Annotated in this window: 14 protein-coding genes; 8 read left to right on the forward strand and 6 right to left on the reverse strand. The window is 37.7% G+C overall.

The window, feature by feature from the left end:
• The first annotated feature begins 77 nt into the window (after positions 1–77).
• From U735_RS0107265 to U735_RS0107285, 5 genes are all read left to right on the forward strand, one after another.
• Positions 78–1,439 (forward strand): sugar porter family MFS transporter, encoded by a 1,362-nt coding sequence (locus U735_RS0107265; RefSeq protein ID WP_051891902.1) that lies wholly within the window; start codon positions 78–80, stop codon positions 1,437–1,439.
• Between the two features lie 29 nt (positions 1,440–1,468).
• Positions 1,469–3,094: a glycoside hydrolase family 32 protein gene (locus U735_RS0107270; protein ID WP_031443188.1), complete on the forward strand. Its 1,626-nt coding sequence runs from the start codon at positions 1,469–1,471 to the stop codon at positions 3,092–3,094.
• Between the two features lie 13 nt (positions 3,095–3,107).
• Positions 3,108–6,260 carry a SusC/RagA family TonB-linked outer membrane protein gene (locus U735_RS0107275; RefSeq protein WP_031443189.1) on the forward strand — a complete coding sequence of 1,051 codons (3,153 nt, stop codon included), beginning with the start codon at positions 3,108–3,110 and terminating at the stop codon, positions 6,258–6,260.
• A gap of 12 nt (positions 6,261–6,272) precedes the next feature.
• A complete protein-coding gene (locus U735_RS0107280; protein WP_031443190.1) occupies positions 6,273–8,015 on the forward strand; it encodes a RagB/SusD family nutrient uptake outer membrane protein in 1,743 nt (580 codons plus the stop codon).
• 79 nt (positions 8,016–8,094) lie between these two features.
• Positions 8,095–8,982, forward strand: a complete 888-nt coding sequence (locus U735_RS0107285; protein WP_316933005.1) for a carbohydrate kinase family protein — start codon at positions 8,095–8,097, stop codon at positions 8,980–8,982.
• 275 nt (positions 8,983–9,257) lie between these two features.
• Here the strand turns inward: U735_RS0107285 and U735_RS0107290 are convergent, their stop codons facing one another.
• Positions 9,258–9,602, reverse strand: a complete 345-nt coding sequence (locus U735_RS0107290) for a winged helix-turn-helix transcriptional regulator (RefSeq protein WP_031443192.1) — start codon at positions 9,600–9,602, stop codon at positions 9,258–9,260.
• A gap of 107 nt (positions 9,603–9,709) precedes the next feature.
• On the opposite strand from U735_RS0107290, the gene U735_RS0107295 reads away from it, so the two are divergent.
• From U735_RS0107295 to miaE, 3 genes are all read left to right on the forward strand, one after another.
• The gene (locus U735_RS0107295; protein WP_031443193.1) at positions 9,710–10,090 is read left to right on the forward strand and encodes a DoxX family protein; all 381 of its coding nucleotides are present in this window, start codon (positions 9,710–9,712) and stop codon (positions 10,088–10,090) included.
• 378 nt (positions 10,091–10,468) lie between these two features.
• On the forward strand, positions 10,469–11,413 hold the full coding sequence (locus U735_RS0107300) for an alpha/beta fold hydrolase (protein WP_031443194.1): 945 nt from the start codon (positions 10,469–10,471) through the stop codon (positions 11,411–11,413).
• A gap of 116 nt (positions 11,414–11,529) precedes the next feature.
• On the forward strand, positions 11,530–12,111 hold the full coding sequence (gene miaE / locus U735_RS0107305) for a tRNA-(ms[2]io[6]A)-hydroxylase (protein ID WP_031443195.1): 582 nt from the start codon (positions 11,530–11,532) through the stop codon (positions 12,109–12,111).
• A 144-nt stretch (positions 12,112–12,255) separates the two neighbouring features.
• Here the strand turns inward: miaE and U735_RS0107310 are convergent, their stop codons facing one another.
• From U735_RS0107310 to U735_RS0107330, 5 genes are read right to left on the reverse strand one after another with little or no spacing between them, the layout of a single operon-like run.
• Entirely contained in the window at positions 12,256–12,474 is a 219-nt protein-coding gene (locus tag U735_RS0107310; RefSeq protein WP_146032838.1) for a hypothetical protein, read from the reverse strand.
• Positions 12,475–12,502: 28 nt separating this feature from the next.
• Entirely contained in the window at positions 12,503–13,732 is a 1,230-nt protein-coding gene (locus U735_RS0107315; RefSeq protein WP_031443197.1) for an McrC family protein, read from the reverse strand.
• Complete coding sequence (locus U735_RS24935; RefSeq protein WP_051891903.1) at positions 13,725–16,457, reverse strand: AAA family ATPase; 2,733 nt, start codon at positions 16,455–16,457, stop codon at positions 13,725–13,727. The genes U735_RS0107315 and U735_RS24935 overlap by 8 nt, the downstream gene beginning before the upstream one ends.
• Before the next feature lie 15 nt (positions 16,458–16,472).
• The gene (locus U735_RS0107325) at positions 16,473–17,468 is read right to left on the reverse strand and encodes a hypothetical protein (RefSeq protein WP_031443199.1); all 996 of its coding nucleotides are present in this window, start codon (positions 17,466–17,468) and stop codon (positions 16,473–16,475) included.
• Positions 17,455–19,602 (reverse strand): AAA family ATPase, encoded by a 2,148-nt coding sequence (locus U735_RS0107330; RefSeq protein ID WP_031443200.1) that lies wholly within the window; start codon positions 19,600–19,602, stop codon positions 17,455–17,457. The genes U735_RS0107325 and U735_RS0107330 overlap by 14 nt, the downstream gene beginning before the upstream one ends.
• Positions 19,603–19,716 lie beyond the last annotated feature (114 nt).

Raw genomic sequence — 19,716 nt, forward strand, 5'->3', positions numbered from 1 at the left:
ATAACATATTGTAACATTGTTAAAATTACTCCCAATTTATTTGTAATAATATAGTCTTCATATTTAATAATTGTGATATGAAGAAAATATTGATATGGTCAATAACTGCGGCTCTGGCCGGATTCCTGTTTGGATTTGATACGGTAGTTATTTCTGGAGCCGACAAGAAATTACAGGTATTATGGGGTTCCTCTGATGTGTTTCACGGGACCGTTGTTATGGCAATGGCACTATGGGGAACTGTATTGGGTGCAATTCTGGGAGGTATACCTACCAATAGGTTGGGTAGAAAAAAGACTCTTTTCTGGATAGGTGTTTTTTACACCATTTCAGCGTTAGGCTCAGCATTTTCCAATGACCCTATTACCTTTGCATTCTTTAGATTTTTGGGCGGATTGGGTGTTGGAGCATCTACAATAGCAGCTCCTGCCTATATTTCTGAAATAGCCCCGGCCAAGGACAGGGGTAAATTAGTGGGGTTGTATCAATTTAATATTGTCTTCGGAATATTGGTAGCCTTCCTTTCCAATTACCTATTAAGTGGGATAGGTGAAAATGCCTGGCGTTGGATGCTAGGAGTAGAGGCTATACCTGCCATTATTTATACCCTGTTTGTTTTAAGTGTTCCCCAGAGTCCCAGATGGCTATTGACCAAACTAAGGAACGATGAAGCACGAAATGTACTTCAATTGATAAATCCAGGTCAGGATGTCGAAAAATTAATGTTGGAAATAAATCAGGAAAACGAAAATAAGGTTACAGGGGAGAATATATTTATAAAGAAATACCGCTTTCCATTGATTCTTGCCTTTTGTATAGCCTTCTTTAACCAGGCTTCAGGAATAAATGCTTTTCTATATTATGCCCCTAGAATTTTGGAGGAGGCCGGACTTGGGGAAAGTACCGCCTTATTGAGCAGTATTGGTATAGGGGTTACCAATTTACTATTTACACTCTTAGGAATTTTTCTTATTGATAGATTTGGAAGAAAGCAATTAATGTACCTAGGATCTATCGGGTATATAATATCTCTGACCTTGGTTTCCTGTGCTTTTTTCTTTGATTGGGAAGGTATGTCAGTCGCTATTTTTCTGTTTTTGTTCATAGCTGCGCATGCCATTGGCCAGGGTACAGTAATCTGGGTATTTATTTCAGAGATTTTCCCCAACCATTTAAGGGGTTCTGGACAATCTTTTGGAAGCTCGGTACATTGGATTTTGGCTGCAGTAATACCTTCATTGATACCTGTTCTGTTTACCTCTATAGGCGCTGGTACAGTGTTTGCCTTTTTTGCTTTTATGATGTTTTTGCAATTGCTCTTTGTGGCCTTTGTTATGCCGGAAACCAAAGGTATTTCATTGGAGGCATTGTCCAAGTCCTTGACCAGATCCAATAGTACTGTGGATGAAACCAAATTGAATATTGAAAAGAATAAATAGGTCTAATTATTAAATCAATTTTTAAGAATATGGAAAATTATAGATTAAGATTATTTGTCGCCATTTTGGGTCTTTGCGTTGTTTTGTCCTGCAAGGATCAAGGGCAAAAAGAGAATGTGGGAAATACTTCCCTAAGTGAAGTTTCTTTAGATACGGAAGAAGGATTGTACCGGCCTAATTTTCATTTTACCCCTAAGGTGGGCTGGATGAACGATCCCAACGGGATGTTCCATTACAATGGTTATTACCATTTGTATTATCAGCATTACCCCGATGGCAATAAATGGGGGCCCATGCATTGGGGCCATGCCATCAGTACGGATATGGTAAGTTGGAAGGAACAGCCAATTGCTTTATATCCGGACGACAAGGGATATATTTTCTCCGGAAGTGCCGTTGTGGATTTGGAAAATACCTCTGGCTTCGGTACAGGGGGGCAGGTGCCAATTATAGCCATATTTACCTATCATAATATGGACATTGAAAAGGCCAAGGGAATAGATGTAGAATCGCAGGCTATAGCCTATTCCTTAGATGAGGGGCTTACATGGACCAAATACTCGGGTAACCCTGTTATTCAGAATCCTGGAATAAGGGATTTTAGGGATCCCAAGGTTTCTTGGAACGAAGAACATGAAAAGTGGGTCATGGTCTTGGCGGCACAGGACAAAGTAATGTTCTATAGCTCCAAGGATCTTAAAAACTGGGAGCTATTATCGGATTTTGGTGCGGATTTTAATAAAGAGATCGGAACACACGGTGGCGTTTGGGAATGCCCTGACCTGTTCCCGATTCCAGTAGAGGGTACCGATGAGGTTAAATGGGTGCTCTATGTAAGCGTAAATCCAGGTGGCCCCAATGGCGGCAGTGCCACACAATATTTTATTGGAGATTTTGACGGTGCAAAATTTACCATGGATAAGGATTTTGAAGCGGTCCTAAACAAGGGTCAGAACCATTGGATAGACTTTGGGAAGGACAATTACGCTGGCGTTACATTTTCCAATATCACCTCAAAGGATGGCGGTAAATTTTATATGGGTTGGATGTCCAATTGGGAATATGCCAATGAAGTGCCCACGGAAACTTGGCGCAGTGCCATGACTGTGGCCAGGGAAGTAAAATTGATAAAAGACTCCCAGTCCTATAGATTGGCTTTTGATCCCGTTGATGAGATTGATGCCTATAAAGGGGTAAAGTATAAGAAAGAAAATATTGCAGTGGAGGGGGAATTGGAACTCATAAATTCAGAAAAAGTAAATCTTTCACGGGCTGCCATTAACTTCAATATTGCAGATATCAAAAAGGGTGGATTCACCTTTAAACTCGGAAATAAAAAAGGGGACGAATTATCCTTTGGTTATGATTCCATCGATAACGAATTTTTTATCGATCGTAGCAAATCGGGTCAAATTGGTTTTTCAGATACATTTTCAAGTAAGCAGAGTATTGCGCCTCGAATTTCAAGTAGCGAAAAGCTTTCCGGGACTATTCTTCTGGATAAGACATCCATAGAATTATTTTTTGATGAAGGGTCAACGGTAATGACGGAAATTTTCTTTCCCAATGCACCATTCGACACACTTTCAATAGAGACGGTCAATCAAGACTTTATTCTTGATAGCATAGAAATAAACGAACTTAATATTAACTAAATACAACTCAATTATGAAACTGAAACTCTTATTATTACTAATGACGTTTGTTCCTTTAGGGCTATTGGCCCAGGAACAGATAAAAGGTACTGTGACCTCCCAGGATGATGGAATGCCGTTACCAGGGGCCTCTGTGGTGGTGGCGGGTACTACCAATGGTACAACAACCGATTTTGATGGTAACTTTACATTGGATGAGGTGCCTTCGGACGCTACGCTTTCAATAAGTTATGTTGGTTTTTTAACCATGACGGTACAGGTAAATGGGCAGACAACTTTTAATATTGTATTGCAACCAGATGCACAAATGTTGGACGAGGTTGTGCTAACGGGCTATACCACAGAACGAAAGGCCGATTTAACCGGGGCCATAACCGTAGTGGAACTTGGTCCTGTGGAAGGTCAAAGTTTAAGCTCGGGTAATGCCATGCAGGCCTTACAGGGAAGGGTGCCTGGTCTTTTTGTTGAAAAGTCGGGTAACCCTAATGGTACAAGTAGCAGAATTCTAATTAGGGGGGTTACCACCTTGGGGAACAACGACCCCTTGTATGTAATAGATGGGGTGCCAACGGTTAGGCAAGAGGTTTTCTCGGGACTTAATCCCAGTACTATTGAATCTGTTCAGGTTTTGAAAGATGCATCAGCTTCTTCCATTTATGGTTCCAGGGCAGGTAATGGCGTTATCATTGTAACCACCAAGAACAGTACAAAAGCTGGTGGGGAAGAGAAATATAGGGTAAGTGTAAATTCTAACATTTCCGTACAATCCGAAAAAAAGCAGCGTTATGACATGCTGAATTCCCTACAAAGAGGTGAAGCATTATGGAGGGCATCCGTCAATGATGGTGCAGATCCAGCTGGGGGTTATGGGGAGATCTATAATTTTGATTGGAATGGGGACTTTAATAATCCAGTGCTAAACAGTGTAACGCTACAGCCCTTTGTTGGGGGAGATGCCAATGTACCTGCAGGCGATACAGATTGGCAGAAAGAAGCTTATGAAACGGGTTATGTGTACAATAATGAAGTTTCCGTTTCAGGTGGAACGGACAAGTCCTTTCATCTTATCAATTTGGGACATCTTAAGAATACCGGGATTCTAAAACATACAGGATATGAAAGATTTTCGGGGAAATTGAATTCCAATTTCAAATTGTTCAATGATAAATTGAAGATTGGCCTTAATACGGCTTTTACCAGCTCGGATGAAACATTGGCCTCTACAGATATCGGTAGCGCCCCAACTCCGGCATTGGCTATTAGCTTGGCGCCAACTATACCTTTGTTTGACAGTAATGGTAATTATGGTGGGCCTTTGGGAGCTGGTTACTCGGATCGTAACAACCCGGTTCTAATGCAATACTTAAATAGATGGGACAATACGGAAAGGACCAATATTTTTGGAAATGTATTTGCCGAATTACAGATATTGGACAATTTAACTTTTAGAACGAGTATTGGTCTTGATTTTGGCGACTATAAGCGCAAGGACATTGAGCCTAGGGTAGCCAATGGTTTTGTAAACAGGAGTAATAATAGGTTGATATTGGACACCAACAAATTTACCAGTGTTGTCTTTACCAATACCTTAAATTATAATTTGGAATTGGGCGATCATCGTTTTGGCCTGTTGGTGGGAGCAGAATCAATAAAAAATGATTTTGATTCGGTTACGGCCATCGCCGATGGCTTTGCGGTAGAGACCGAGTCCTATTTTGTATTGGATGCGGCTACTGGCGCTAGGACAAATACTGGACGTTCCAGTGGAAGTAGTCTGTTGTCCCAATTTGGGAAATTAAATTACGCTTTTGCGGATAAATATCTGGCTTCTGTTACCGTTCGTAGGGATGGTTCTTCACGATTTGGTGAAGAAAACAGGTATGGTGTTTTTCCGGCCGCAACTTTGGGTTGGAGAATTAGTAGGGAAGATTTTTTCAATGATGAAGGCGCGGTTTCGGATTTAAAATTTCGTGCCGGATACGGTGAAGTTGGTAACCAATCTATTGGTGACCTGGCCAGATTTGGTCTTTACGAATCAAGATATGGTCCCAACCAAGATCAATTTGTTCCTGATTTTTTCAACCAGTATTATAATGTAGGAACAGCATATGATTTAGGAGGTAATAATGGGGGGACATTGCCTTCAGGATTTGTTTCCATTCAAGCTGCGAACCCGGCGCTTAAATGGGAAACTACCAAGGAATTTAACTTTGGTGTAGACTTTGGACTTTTTAACAATGCAGTAGTAGGTACTTTCGATTACTTTACCAGAGAAACCAGTGACATCTTGATTACACCTCCAATCGCCTCAGTAATTGGCGAAGGACAACAGCGTGTTCTTAATGGGGCTACCACAGAAACAAAAGGATGGGAGCTTTCGGTGGCCTATTCCAAAACCTGGGACAGTGGATTTTCAATGGCTGTATCTACTAATTTTGGGGCTTTCAAAGACGAGATAACCTTTTTGCCCGAAGAAGTTAGGGCAGGTTTTCCGGGAACGGCCGAGAATTCTATCCTAGGTCAGTCACAATTTTCCATCTTCGGTTATAAAACAGATGGATTGTTCCAAAGTCAGGCCGATATCGATGCCAGTCCTGCACAAGTTGGGGCAAGACCTGGAGGATTGAAATTTCAAGACCTTAACGGCGATAATGTAATAGATAGCGATGATAGGGACTTTATTGGGAATACCTTGCCAGATCTGGAGTATGGAATTAGACTTGATCTTGGATATAAAAACTTTGATTTCTCCATTTTTGGATCAGGTGTAGCCGGAAGAATTGGTCAGGACCCTTATATTTTTTGGAATAATTTCACCCAAGGCCGCGAGAATGCAGGTCTAGGTGTTCTCAATGCATGGACTCCAACAAATACCGATACGGATATACCATCCCTGTCGTTGGCCTTCAACGATCAGAGGACTTCCGATTATTTATATAGAAAGAATTCCTATTTCAAAATAAGAAATTTACAGATAGGCTATTCTTTGCCTGAGGAGATGATTAGTAAATTTTGGGGGATGACCGGATTGCGCGTTTATTTTCAGGGTGAGAACCTATTTTGGTTTACCCCTAATGACTATATCGGATCAGATCCAGAGCGTACAAGTGTTGATAACATCCCTGTGCCAACTGTTTTATCATTGGGACTTAATTTGAACTTTTAAAAAATGAAAATCATGAAAAGAAATAAATTATATATAATAGGAGTGTTGGTTTCATTCCTTTTTGTCTCTTGTGACAAGGACTTTTTGGAATACGAACCTGAGGGAGTGCTGTCCAATGAAAATGTGGCCACTGCCGATAATGCAGAATCTTTGGTTGTTGCCGCTTACGCGGGAATTGCCAACGATGAAATGATAGGGCCCTTAACGCACCAATGGGTATATGGAAGTGTACGATCGGACGATGCCTACAAAGGCGGTGGAGGCCGAAGTGATGTTGATGTGGTAGACCGATATGAGCAGTACAATCTGACTATTCCCGATTTTGGGGATTGGATGGCGCCAAGAACTTGGACCAACTATTACAAGGCTATTTCTAGGGCTAATTTTGCGTTGACCGTGATCAATGATATACCTGATGAGGAATATGCAAATAAGACCTTAAGACAGGCCGAACTTAGATTTTTGAGAGCACATTCACATTTTATGTTGAAGCTTTTGTTCAAAAAAATTCCATATATCATAGAAGGTTTGTCTCAGGAAGAGACGGCTGCCATTTCCAATGATGTGTCCAACGATGAATTGTGGAACACTATAGCCGAAGATTTTATTTTTGCATATAACAATCTTCCCCAATCCCAGGACGAAGTGGGTAGGGCAGACAGAAATGCTGCTGCGGCCTATATGGCGAAACTTAGATTATACCAGGCCTATGAGCAAAATGACCAGCATCAGGTCACGGCCATTAATCCTGCCCGACTTCAGGAGGTAATAGATTATGCGGATGAGGTTACTGCTGGATTGGAAGCAGATTACGGCAATAACTTTTTGGACGGTTTTGATAACGGGCCAGAATCAATTTGGGCCGCTCAGTTTTCCATAAATGACGGTACCAAGGTGAGTAGGGTAAGTTTTGTTACTGGACTTAATTCTCCTCATGGATCTGCACTTTACGGATGCTGTGGTTTTCATTTGGCCAGTCAAAATATGGTAAATGCATTTAGAACCGATGCAGCTGGACTGCCCCTTTTGGATACTTTCAATGATGCGGATATTTTTACTACGCTAAATGGAGATGGTACTGTTACTCCAGCTGTGGGATTAACGGTAGACCCCAGGTTGGATCATACCGTAGGTATACCCGGACGTCCTTTTAAATATAGAAATACGGTTAATACAACCGGTGATATGGTTTATAACTTTAGCTGGGCCAGAGATCCGGGGGTTTATGGCTATTTTGGTAATATGAAGGAACAACAGGCGCCAGATTGCTCTTGTTATGTTAAGGAAGGACCGTTTGTTGGTACTTCCAAGAATGTTGATTTTATAAGATATGCAGATATTTTGCTGTTCAAGGCAGAAGCCTTGATACAATTGGACCGTTGGGATGAAGCTTTGCCTTTGATAAATCAGGTAAGGGCCCGTGCCGCCGTAAGTACCCAACGCCAGATCGATGCCGGTGCAACGGATATCTATAACATTCAACAGTACACGACCTTCCCTGATAAGGACTATGCCTGGAAAGCCTTGAAATTTGAAAGGAGATTGGAATTTGGTATGGAAGGACCACGTTTCTTTGATTTGGTAAGATGGGGTGAGGCAGCAACAGTGTTGAACGCTTATTTGGCCGAGGAAAAAACAAAGAGGGATTTCTTATCCAGTGCCGTTTTTACAGCTGGAAGGGATGAATACTATCCAATTCCTCAACGTGAAATAGATTTTACGGGTGGTCTCTATACGCAAAATCCTGGTTATTAATTTAATATAGAGTTGGTTTGAGTTAGTTATATAAAGGCATGGAGAGCTAATCCTCCGTGCCTTTTTTTAAATTAAAAAAATGATGAAAATAAAAGCAATTTGTTTTGGAGAAGTTTTATTTGACAATTTCCCAACTCATTCGAAGATTGGAGGAGCACCATTGAACGTTGCTTTGCGATTACAATCATATGGGGTAGAAGTATCCATGGTAAGTAGCGTAGGTGATGATAAGGAGGGGAATAAAATAATTAACTATTTAGGCAGTTCTGGTGTCAATACGGATGGAATACAGATTAGTCCCAATTATGGGACTGGACAGGTAAATGTTGTCTTAAATGACAAAGGGGTGGCATCTTATGATATTACCTACCCAGTTGCTTGGGATAAAATTTTGCCAAGAAAATATTATGAAAGCCAATTAAAGATATCGGATATCTTTATTTATGGTAGTTTAGCCTGTAGGGATAATACTTCTCGGACAACCTTAAAACAACTTTTGCATTTTGCTCAATACAAGGTTTTTGATGTTAATTTGAGAGCACCACACTATACCAAGGAACTACTCTTGGAATTAATGCAACCCGCCAATTTTGTGAAATTTAATGATGATGAATTGTATGAAGTGGCCGGATATCTTGGTTCCAAGTACAACTCCATGGAGCAGACTATTGCATTTGTTGCCGAAAAAACCCAAACGGAAACCATTTGTGTTACCAAAGGCGCCTACGGTGCCGTCTTATATCACCAAAAAATCTTTTATTATAATAGTGGCTATAGGATTAAAGTTCTTGATACGGTAGGATCCGGGGATTCTTTTCTAGCCTCTGTAATTTACAAGTTGTTTAGCGGTGAAGGCCCCCAGGCCGCTATCAATTTTGGTTGTGCTGTCGGTGCCATGGTTGCTAAAAGCGAAGGGGCCAATCCTATATTTACCATGCAGAAGATATCTAGGTTTATGAATCCTTAAAATTTTTGTTTCATAATGTTTATTGCATTTTAGAGGGTATTTTAGAAATATCCATGCATTTATAGAATTATATACTCATTGGGATATTTCACAAAATAAAACTCCTCCAAGGGACTAAGCCTAGGTCGGCCAACAAACTAAAATTTAGCCTTTTGAGGTTCTTAATATTGTGTTAATTAGAATTTGCAACATTGATGGAAGAGGATCACCGCAGGTAATCCTAAAGGGCTGCTAGCCCCCAAATTTTCTTTTCACAGAGCACTCATATTCTGAAACTAATTTCCAAAAATTTTCTTGCGATGATTAATGCCCCAAATATGCAATTCCGATATCACTTTTTTTAAAGTATTGGAATATTCCGTTGGCCTATATTCGGTTCGTACAGGAAAACCATTTATAACAGTTCTTGTAATCAATTGATTTGCTTCCATGTCTTTCAATTCACTTGACAATACTTTGGTGCTTAACTTTGGAATGCTTCGCTCTATTTCTCTGAAATGTTTATTGCCTTCCCAAATAGTAATTAGTATCAGAATTTTCCATTTACCACCAATGATATCCAATGTGTCCCTTACCGGTATGAGGGCGGACATACACTCTTTATGTTCCATTTTTTGCATCTTGTCCAATTTTTGATTACCCAGAGGTAACTGATTACCCAAAGGTAACTGATAACATTTAGTAATCAATAATAATTAATTTTGTATCCTAATTTTAAAATCATAAAATGAAAAACAAAATTCTTACAGGTCTAAGTATCCTATTCGCACTAATGATGGTTAATTCAGGTTTAAACAAATTTTTTAACTATATGCCTATGCCCGTTATGTCTGAAGAAATGATGCAAATTATGGGAGGGTTTCTGACTATAAAATGGATTCTCCCACTAGTGGCTGTGGTTGAAATCATTGCAGGAGCATTTATGGCCATGCCGAAAACAAGAGCCTTGGGAGTAATTATGATCTTTCCTGTCATGGTAGGGATCCTTGTGCATCACTTGGTTCACGATATATCAGGTATTGGAATAGCATTGCTATTATTTGGAATTAATACCTGGGCAATTATTGCCAATTGGAATAAATATGTGCCAATTTTAAAAGTTGAATAGGAAAGTTGCTTTAAAGAGGATAATGTATATTATTCGTTATAGAATATTGGCTCCTATATAAAGCCCACTAAATTTCAGCAAAAGCAACATTGTAAACGGCCTAAAATGGCCGTTTTTTCAATTAAGGCCATCGGTATAGGAAAATCTCAAAAACCTGTCATTTACAAAAGCTGCTTCGTGGCACATACATACCCTCTTTATACTCTCCATTAAAACTGAGCCTCGATGGTTCACGACCAGTCCATTGACTATCGATCCGTTATCTGTTCAGTCCAGAAATATATGTAGAAAAAACAAGTGTATAGGTATAAAAATAATATCCTAATTGTGTAATGTTACACCTAATTATAGTTATATTAAAAAACTATATCCCATTCTATGAGACCATTTTTATTGCTTACTTTTTTCGTTTTGTTGAATGCTTGTGCGGACCCATATGGTAAGTATAAAAAACCACCAGAATATATTTCCCAGGCTTCAGCTGCCAATGCAGCGTATTATGAAGCTTACGACGCGACCTTAGAATTATGGAATGTTCCTTTTGAGGAACTGTATATCCCTACCACCAACGGTATTGCCCATGTTATTGTAAGTGGCCCTGAAAATGCGGAAGCAGTGGTATTGCTCCACGGAATGAATGCCAGTTCTACCATGTGGTATCCAAATATTGAAGCCCTTGCCAAAAACCATAGGGTGTTTGCGATCGACTTTATCCTGGAACCGGGAAAGTCTCATTTGAATAATGATATTGAAAACGTAGATAAAGTTACCGCTTGGTACAAGGAAGTTTTATTTGCTTTGGAGTTGGATAGCTTTCATCTCATCGGCGCTTCCCGTGGGGGATGGTTGGCCGTTACCTTGGCCTTGAACGACCAGACAAAAATAAAAAGCCTCATATTATTGAGTCCGGCACAAACCTTTACCTGGATCAAGCCCAGTACGGATCTATTAAAAAATATTGTTAGGATATTTTCTTCCAAGGAAAAACAGATTGCGCAAAGCTTGGAGAGCATGTCCAGCAATGTGGGCAATATTAACGAAGCCTACCTAAGGCAATACAAACTGGGTATGGAATTGGATTCCGAAAACAAGTTTGTGACCAGCATGAAACCTTTTTCCAACAGCGAATTAAAGTCCTTACAAATGCCTGTTTTGGTTTTAATTGGGGATGACGATATGATCAATGAAAGAAGGACGGTGGAGATTGCCAATATGTTACCCAAGGGGAAGGGGGAAGTAATACATAATGCAGGACATTTTTTATCCATAGATCAGGCAGCAACAGTGAATAAAAAAATGCTGGACTTTCTACACATCCCTTGAGGATCTTAAAAATTACCTACACAAATAAGGCCGTACAAAAAAGTACATTTTGTACTGACTTAAGATTTATAGATTTCTTGTATTGTTAATACCTATTTTTACAAAAACATTGGCCCATGCTCCATTTAAAATTAGCAACAGACCCCCGTTGGGTCAATATTGTTGAAAAGAACATAGAAGAAATACTAACAGACCATGCATGGTGCGAACAAAAGGCCGCTACCAATGCCATTACTATTATAACCCTTAATTCCGAATACCCCGATCTGGTTACCGATCTACTCCTTTTGGCCCAGGAAGAACTGGAACATTTTCAGATGGTACACAATATCATTAAAAAGCGCGGTTACACCTTGGGCAGGGAGCGCAAGGACAGCTATGTCAACGAGCTATATAAGTTTATGAACAAAGGAGGCAGTAGACTGCAATCTATGGTAGATAGACTCTTATTTTCCGCTATGATTGAAGCCAGAAGTTGTGAACGTTTTAAACTGCTGTCCAAAGAATTAAAAGACCCGGAGCTTTCAAAATTCTACCACGATTTAATGGTCAGCGAAGCAGGCCATTACACTACTTTTATTGGTTTTGCCCGCAAATACGGCCAAGATATAGATGTAGACCAACGCTGGCAAGAGCTGGTTGAATTTGAAGCTGAGGTGATAAAAAACTACGGAAAGGAAGAAACAATACACGGATAAAATTAAGATGTGCTGCAACTGCGTAGTGCTTGGCCTATTGTTGTGGGGGGGGCACTCGTCACAGATGATGGTTATGGTGTCATTGTTGTTCCAACCCTATTCCTCTGGACAAGTTTAAGCTGGAGAATAGAAATTACTTTAGTTCTACTTCTTGGATGCTTTCCAGTCAAAATACTTTTTAGGATCTACTATAAGATTAACAATCAATAGCATTTTATCACATTTGGGGCATTCAATATCCAAGACCGCTTCGTGCAATTCTCCATTCGCCTCAGTTGCCTTACCTTTCCATCCACATTCGCAAGAGAGTAGGGGAGTACCTTCTTTAGCTTCATATTCGGATATATGCATGTGTTTCGCCATAAAAGGAATTTTGGTCTGGCTTAGAATTTTATTGACTTGTTTGAAGCATTGCTAAAATTTCTTCGCCAATGTTCTTATTTAATTTCTCGCCATCTAGAATATTCAGCTTTCCTAGTGCACATGTATGGTTGTCATCTCCCTCGAAAGGTACAAACTGGGGAATTTCGGTTTCTACAGATGGATATAACAACAATGCTTTAGTTGAATCCCAATATTCGTTGTACACGTACATCTGGCGCAAATCATTGGTAGAAGGTTTACTACCGCCGATATTCTTCCATTTTGTATCTATTACATAGGTTTTGTCCGACTTTTCAACTACGATATCAGGTCTAATCTTGATGCCCCTCCAAAACGGTTTTGATTCTTGGCCTTTCACCGCTATACCTTCAGCCGAAACTGATTTAAGCCTTGCCAATACATATTCTTCCCATAGACTGTTCATGTCAAAGAGCAAAGCGAGCATATTTTCTTTTCCACTTGAGATATTGGGAGCAAAATTTAAAATAATGAGTCGGGCAATTTCCAAGGCAGTTGTATAAGGTTGCGCCTTTCTATTGATAGTAAGTTTATTAAAAGTACTAGCATTTACCTTAACCCGAGAAACCTCGGGAAAACTGGTCTGAACCCGTTTACACTTCGAGTATAGATATGTACCTGAAGAAAACTGACCAATGATATCCAAAGCCAGTGCCAAAATTTGATGGACTTGGTGGTCATGGTCATAGACCTGATGGGAGGTGTAAAAGCGTTCTCTGTGTACTAAATTTTGATTTATATGGGTGGCAAATTCCAATTTTCCTTTTAAGGCTTTTATATTTCCCGTATTGGTCCGATACTGTTTAATCAAACCTTGCCGTACCAATAACTCTATCTCGTTCAGAAACCATTCAAAATAAATATCCAACAAGTGAATTTGCTGTTTACTTACGTTTGCTTGGCCCAAATTATTTACTTTTAATCGCTTGGTAGCACGCAGCATGCCAATCAATACAGTTTGCCACAATGCTTCATTGGAAGTACTTCCGTCTATTTTTGGCAAGATCTCAATGGTAAGTCCGTCTATCTGAATAACACCCACATATTGCGAGAATTTAATGCCTTTATGCAATACCGTGAAATATTCATTGTTATGAAGCTGGTTAAGCTTCGCAAGGGCGTCAAAGTGTTTTTCTTCAAAAGTTATATCGTTATACTCCCGGCCATAGTACACAGTGCTATACTCAAAAACTTGCAATATGTTTTTCTGCTTACTCATTTGAAGCACCCATAAGTTGACCAACGGCCTCTTCTATATCATCAATTTTGGATATCAACTCATAGACTGTTTCATTTTCCGGTTCTTGAATATTTTTAAACTTGGGGAAGATATTTGTCTTGGTTTCTTTCTCTTGCACAAACCCTGGTCCCAATACCAAGGCGATTTTCTCATAATCATTATAGAAGTACTCTTGCAGCAAGGGAATAATGTTGTTTTTAAAGACGTTTGAAAGGCCCACTGTATCACCACTTTTTAGTTTTATGAAGTAGGAATGACCAATGGTATGGTCCCTATCCAGTAAGGTTTCGATACGTATATTTATGGTTTCTAAGACTTCTTTTAAATCAAACTTGCTAAAGATGATTTCTTTTAAAAGCTTTGGTTTTGGCATCACTTCCCCAAAAACAAATCTTCTTCTAAGGGCAGTATCCAAGGCCTCAACACTTCTGTCAGCAGTGTTCATGGTGCCGATAATATGTAGGTTAGGAGGAACCCCAAAGGTTTCATCTTTCGAATAAGGTAATTTTAGGGTGATTTCTTCAGCCTCTCCTAAGCGTTTGTCAGGTTCCAACAAGGTTATTAGTTCACCAAAAATAGCAGATAGGTTACCGCGGTTAATTTCGTCAATAATCAACACGTAATTTTTTAAATCTTTTTCAGAAGAATTTGCCTCCGGTTTATAGCTTTTTAGTTTTGCCAAAATACCAGGATAATATATTCCAACCCCAGTTACTTTTACTTCTCTTTTGCCATAATAAACATCTCGCAAAGTTGATATACTCAGCGTATGACCTGTGCCTCCACTGGCTTTTTTAAAACGTATGGACCTATCCGAAAAACCCGTAATTGTAAAATCATACCCTTCCGTTCTTAATGGGAATTTCATCTCCTCATTTTCTTGCCATTCCTCTTCAAGCATCTCAAAAGCTTTGTCAAACGGTAGTTCTTTAGTTAGTCCTTTTTGAGAATCCCAATAATTGTCTTCGGCTTTTTTACAAATAGTTTTGAATATTCCAGACTCTACATTATAAACTAATTGTCCGTCATTAATAGTAACAGGTTTGATGCCTTCCACAAAATCCTCATAGGACATACTTTGATGAAAGGTTGTAAAAACAATACGGCCTTCTTCTGTCTTTTCATCATATTTGTTTTTAATGTCTGTTCGAGTTAGGTTTTCAGTACTAATGCCTAAAATCTTGAGAGCTGTTTCTTTAGTTTTATAGGTCTTTCCAGTACCTGGAGGCCCATACAATATTGTATTTAGTGGATAATCCATATTCACCGTTTTTTTAGCAGAAGATTGATTGCCGTTAATTATTGCCATTAGGCGCTCATGATAAGTACTATAATTGGTATCTGGCGAGGGGTAATCAGAAATATTGGTAAGCGTTTTTACCGCCAAATTATGACCTGCCTCCCAAAGTCCTTTCTTTTTCCAATTCATTTTACGGACATGCTTGAACTTATTTCTTGTGGAATCAAACAAATAATCCGATTCAACTACGCCATAACCTAAAAGTTTTGAAGTTCCCTTCTTAACAAATACCACATCTCCAATATTCATTTCAGACACAAAGTCGTAGTTCGCGGTAGCATCATTCTTTTTGGAACTATCCGTATTGAACAAATCTTGAAGGGCTTTAACTATTTCATCTTTTGAATTATATTTTGTTAAATCACCCAAATCATCCCAACCCAAGGCCATAATTCCCTGTTCATAAAAATCGTCCCATTCCTTGGCATTTTCACCTGGGGCATATAACCAATATTTAGGTAGCTCGGCAGTATAGGCAGAAGTTGAATAAATAAAGTCTTGGGTTAGTATATTAAAATCATCGTTTTTAAAAGAATTAGGGGTAAGTCTATTTTTGTGAATTTCCAATAACTCTTTGTCTTGAACCAGAATCTCTTTAACTAACAAGTTAACCTCATTATTGATTAGAATTTGATTTACTATATCGCCAGTTTTTGGCATATCAATTTCTAGGCGAGCACAGAACTTTTTTAAAACACCATGCTTAAATAGAAAATATTTTTCAGGTGCATGGAATGAAAGCAGCAGACTTATTGATCTGGCATCATGATAATGATGCTTGTTACTAGCTTTTCTTATAACATTATCTTCACTCAATAATTCATCCAATCCATTTTGATAGGCCAAAATTCTTTCATCCAACGGGGAGTTTTCATCAAAAAGATTTTTAAGAGCAGTCCTGACTTTTGGGGAATTGTTTTCTGCGAATGTTTTTAGCATGTTAATGGGGTAATAATTACGGCTCGTCCATAAATTATTATTTCCCGGGAAAGACCTGTCTATCATTGAGACCAGATCAGTGGCATTTAAATCCCAATGTTTTTGAAAATTCCCTACCGCTTCCCACTTATATACTTCATTATATTTGTCATGTGTTGTAATAATATGCTTGTACTTGGGTATTAGCGTTTTTATCACCTCATCTATTGGCTCTGTCTTATTGATGACAAGAAATCCCAATTCTTTAAAATATTTATTGGTACCCTCACCTCCGCCAGGTTGCCAGAAATATTCTCCAGTTGCATATTCATGAGCCAAACGGCCAACATCTTTGGGCGGGTATCTTTTACCTTGGTATACTATATCCCATTTTGTAGACGGTCTTATCCCTATGTCTTCATTGTCTATTTCCTTAAAGGCCTTTAATACATGTGAACGCTTTATTTTTTCTGGTTGGAATGGCATGAATACATGATTTTTTTATGAAATTAGTTTTAATTGTTTCGCAATATCTTGAGAATACTTTGCCATCGGTCTACGATTTATATCGTCTGGTTTACTGTAATTACCAATTAACAACCTGTCAATGATTGAAGGGTCTTTAAAAAGTTGTCCAAATTCTTTTTGCAAAATTATTCTGTATATTTTTGGATTTGCTTTCGCTTTTAACAATAATTCCTCCGCTACATCCATTTGGGTGTCGTAAAGTGCTTGAATTTGAAACAAATCGTTGTGATTTTCTAATAATTTTTGGTCAGAACAATTAAAAGAAACATCTAAATTTTCTTTTTTTAATGAAAGCCAGTATCTCAAAACTGACTTATCTGATAACCTGAAATTGAAAACATCTAAATCATCTGTTGTCGTGTATAGATTGAAAAGTGATTTTTTCTTACCTTTTGCTAGATTACAGTTCGCACATGTGGGGTAGAGATTAAACAATGAGGTAGCTAAAAACGGATATTGAGACTTTGGATAAAAATGATCTAATTGTAATTTTGCCGTTGTCTTTTTTACTGCTTTTTTCTTTTTATTGTAATATTTGGGCTCAATGACTAGAGTTGATTGAAGATTACAATACACGCACGTTTTTATATCAATGAAATTTAAGAATTGTAAAAACTCTTTTTCCCTTAAGTCCTCATACCTTAGTGCATATACTATTGCTTCATTAAAAGATAAAATTTTGTTTTTTCTAACACTTAGGTTTAATTGATTATTAGTTAAAATTCTATTAAACTCAAAAATCAATATCTCCATTTCTTTTGGAGACGCATTTAATATACGGGGATACTCATCAATTATTTTTTGAACATATTCCTTGTGTCTATTATATTTAGGTCTAAGTTCTTTAATTATTTTGTTCAGCCTATTTATTGGTAATTCAAAGTTTTTGTTTCTAGTTGAAACGAATAATTTCTTGTTGAAATTTTTAACGTAGTCTTCAAACTCTTTGGTTATTTTAATTTTTCTCATCTTTTAATTTTTTAAGAAGAATTTGAAACTCACTTATTTTCTTTTCTAATTCCTCTGCATTTTCATAAATAAATTTTTTATTATATAGTTCTTGCAACCTTTCTTTTATCATTGGCTCATCAACTATATTTATTACTTTCTGACCCAGTTCCCTTGACCATTTGGATTCTATTTTCCTCATGGGTAGGCTATCACTATCATGTTCATCTGGAGATAGGTAATTAATCAATTCCTTTATCCATCTCTCGGCAAATTCACCCATGAAACCATCGTCTAGAAAAAAGCTATCCGCTAATAAGTCGTGAACGTTGGCACCAAAAGATTTTTTATCACGATTGTCTGTAATGTAGGTATTGGCTTCTGCTTTTTCTTTGTCTAAATAAATAATATTCTGATTTGGAATATCCGACAACGTTAAAGGGTCATGGGTGGTAAAAACAATTTGAATATTTGGATTTTTTTGTTCACTATCAATTTGTTTTCCCGAAGCGGTATCAAAAAAAGTCGGCTTTATTTTTGAAAACAAAATTGGTAATGTTGCGGTTATCGCCTTGATAAATTTTTTCTTCCATAAAGGATGATAGCCCAGTTCTGGTTCATCTAGTAGCAACAAATAGTTTTCATTACATTGATGCGGTGTATTTCTGTACCTATCAACATAATTGTTCAGTGAAGCATAAAAATCTATAAGTGATTTTTCACCAGACGAAAGCTTTTTATTGGGCTTAAATTGAACAATTGATGGTGTAATAGGAAGGAATTGGAATGATTCCAATACCCTTTTATATTTATCTACTATCTGTGTGAAAATCGAAATATCATTTTTAACTATATTGAAAACCAAACGTCCTTTTTCAACTGGCAAAACTTTATTAATTATTAAATCTTTTAAATGCTCATAGAAGTCTTTTATTACCCAGAACATATCTAGGTCCCTTTTCATGCGTTCTTTGAGTTTATCTGTTTTGACGCCCTGGATACTCTCAAATTTGTCTTCGTTAATTATTTCAACTATACGTTCTTTATTATCAATAGTGATTTTTTCTAATTTTGTTTTAATTACATCTGAGAGTTTTTGATAAGTGCTTGATAAATAATACTCCATCAATATGTCTAGTTTTTCACTAAAACTTGAGTTAAGTAAACGCTCTCTTAAATCAAATCCTCCGTGCAGCCCTGTTTGTGGAAAAACTGCACCTAAAATGATATAACTAAGTAATGTAACTTCTAGGTTTTTAATAAAATCATCCCCATCGTGTGTATATTCAAATTCATTAGAACTTTTATACTCATCTAGTTCCCACAACCATTGAAATAGGGTAGTAAAGCTATCCCCTTCTAGTATTCGTCTAAAGTTAGTTAATAGTGCTAATACATCTGTTTTGGGATAAGCTACTTTGCTATCATTCTCGATGCGTAGAATTTCTCCGTTAACATAATTTATTGAAACATCTGCCTTATTGGGATTACCCAAATTAGAATCGATATACGTTTTCCTAAAATAAGATTTACTATGTTGGAGGATGCTTATGAAATATTTGTCATAAGCAGGAAAGTCTGGGTATACTTTCTTAATATCATTAAGTACTGGCTCATTTAAAAAAAGGATGTTTCTAGTAATTGAATCATAATAATGCTCCTCTAAATTACCCTTTGCATAATATACCAATGAAAAAGCAGAGTGGGTATCTTGTAGCTCATAATCCAGTACTGGCGAGTAATATTGCTTTTCAATATTATTAATAGAAAAATCTTTAGATACTATATTAAGTTGTGATTCAATAGCTTTAGTAGTCTCATTTAACAGGTAAATGAAATCGTCCTTATCATCTTCTTCGAAAATGTGAACTACACTAATATGCTTAATATCTGATTCCTGATTTATAGCCCTTAAAATTGTAGTCTTGCCTGTGCCATTTCTTCCCACAATGGCACTTACCAAGGATATGCCGTCACCCCAAAATTTATTTATGAAGCCTTCATTTAATTTTCTTTCATTTATTATTATCTGCCCTTCATTTTCATCTATTTCATACAAATATTTTCCGCCAAAATTAATAGTTTGCCCCTGGTGTTCTTTACCAAATATGTAGGGTAAGGAGTTATTTGGAATAAAAATAGCAGCTAACCTCATTTCTTTAAATTAATTTAATCTATAATTATCTAATCCCATAGCAATAATAAATTTCCTCACCTCACCAACAACTTTAATTGCACCAATAACCCCAAGGCCGGTGAATGTGTTAAT

The sequence above is a fragment of the Arenibacter algicola genome, assembly GCF_000733925.1.
GTDB lineage: Bacteria > Bacteroidota > Bacteroidia > Flavobacteriales > Flavobacteriaceae > Arenibacter > Arenibacter algicola.

Excerpts from the sequence above, each read along its gene's own strand:
- U735_RS0107265 (WP_051891902.1), top strand. The coding sequence starts at position 78 with ATGAAGAAAATATTGATATGGTCAATAACTGCGGCTCTGGCCGGATTC.
- U735_RS0107270 (WP_031443188.1), top strand. The coding sequence starts at position 1,469 with ATGGAAAATTATAGATTAAGATTATTTGTCGCCATTTTGGGTCTTTGC.
- U735_RS0107275 (WP_031443189.1), top strand. The coding sequence starts at position 3,108 with ATGAAACTGAAACTCTTATTATTACTAATGACGTTTGTTCCTTTAGGG.
- U735_RS0107280 (WP_031443190.1), top strand. The coding sequence starts at position 6,273 with ATGAAAAGAAATAAATTATATATAATAGGAGTGTTGGTTTCATTCCTT.
- U735_RS0107285 (WP_316933005.1), top strand. The coding sequence starts at position 8,095 with ATGATGAAAATAAAAGCAATTTGTTTTGGAGAAGTTTTATTTGACAAT.
- U735_RS0107290 (WP_031443192.1), bottom strand. The coding sequence starts at position 9,602 with ATGCAAAAAATGGAACATAAAGAGTGTATGTCCGCCCTCATACCGGTA.
- U735_RS0107295 (WP_031443193.1), top strand. The coding sequence starts at position 9,710 with ATGAAAAACAAAATTCTTACAGGTCTAAGTATCCTATTCGCACTAATG.
- U735_RS0107300 (WP_031443194.1), top strand. The coding sequence starts at position 10,469 with ATGAGACCATTTTTATTGCTTACTTTTTTCGTTTTGTTGAATGCTTGT.
- miaE (WP_031443195.1), top strand. The coding sequence starts at position 11,530 with ATGCTCCATTTAAAATTAGCAACAGACCCCCGTTGGGTCAATATTGTT.
- U735_RS0107310 (WP_146032838.1), bottom strand. The coding sequence starts at position 12,474 with ATGGCGAAACACATGCATATATCCGAATATGAAGCTAAAGAAGGTACT.
- U735_RS0107315 (WP_031443197.1), bottom strand. The coding sequence starts at position 13,732 with ATGAGTAAGCAGAAAAACATATTGCAAGTTTTTGAGTATAGCACTGTG.
- U735_RS24935 (WP_051891903.1), bottom strand. The coding sequence starts at position 16,457 with ATGCCATTCCAACCAGAAAAAATAAAGCGTTCACATGTATTAAAGGCC.
- U735_RS0107325 (WP_031443199.1), bottom strand. The coding sequence starts at position 17,468 with ATGAGAAAAATTAAAATAACCAAAGAGTTTGAAGACTACGTTAAAAAT.
- U735_RS0107330 (WP_031443200.1), bottom strand. The coding sequence starts at position 19,602 with ATGAGGTTAGCTGCTATTTTTATTCCAAATAACTCCTTACCCTACATA.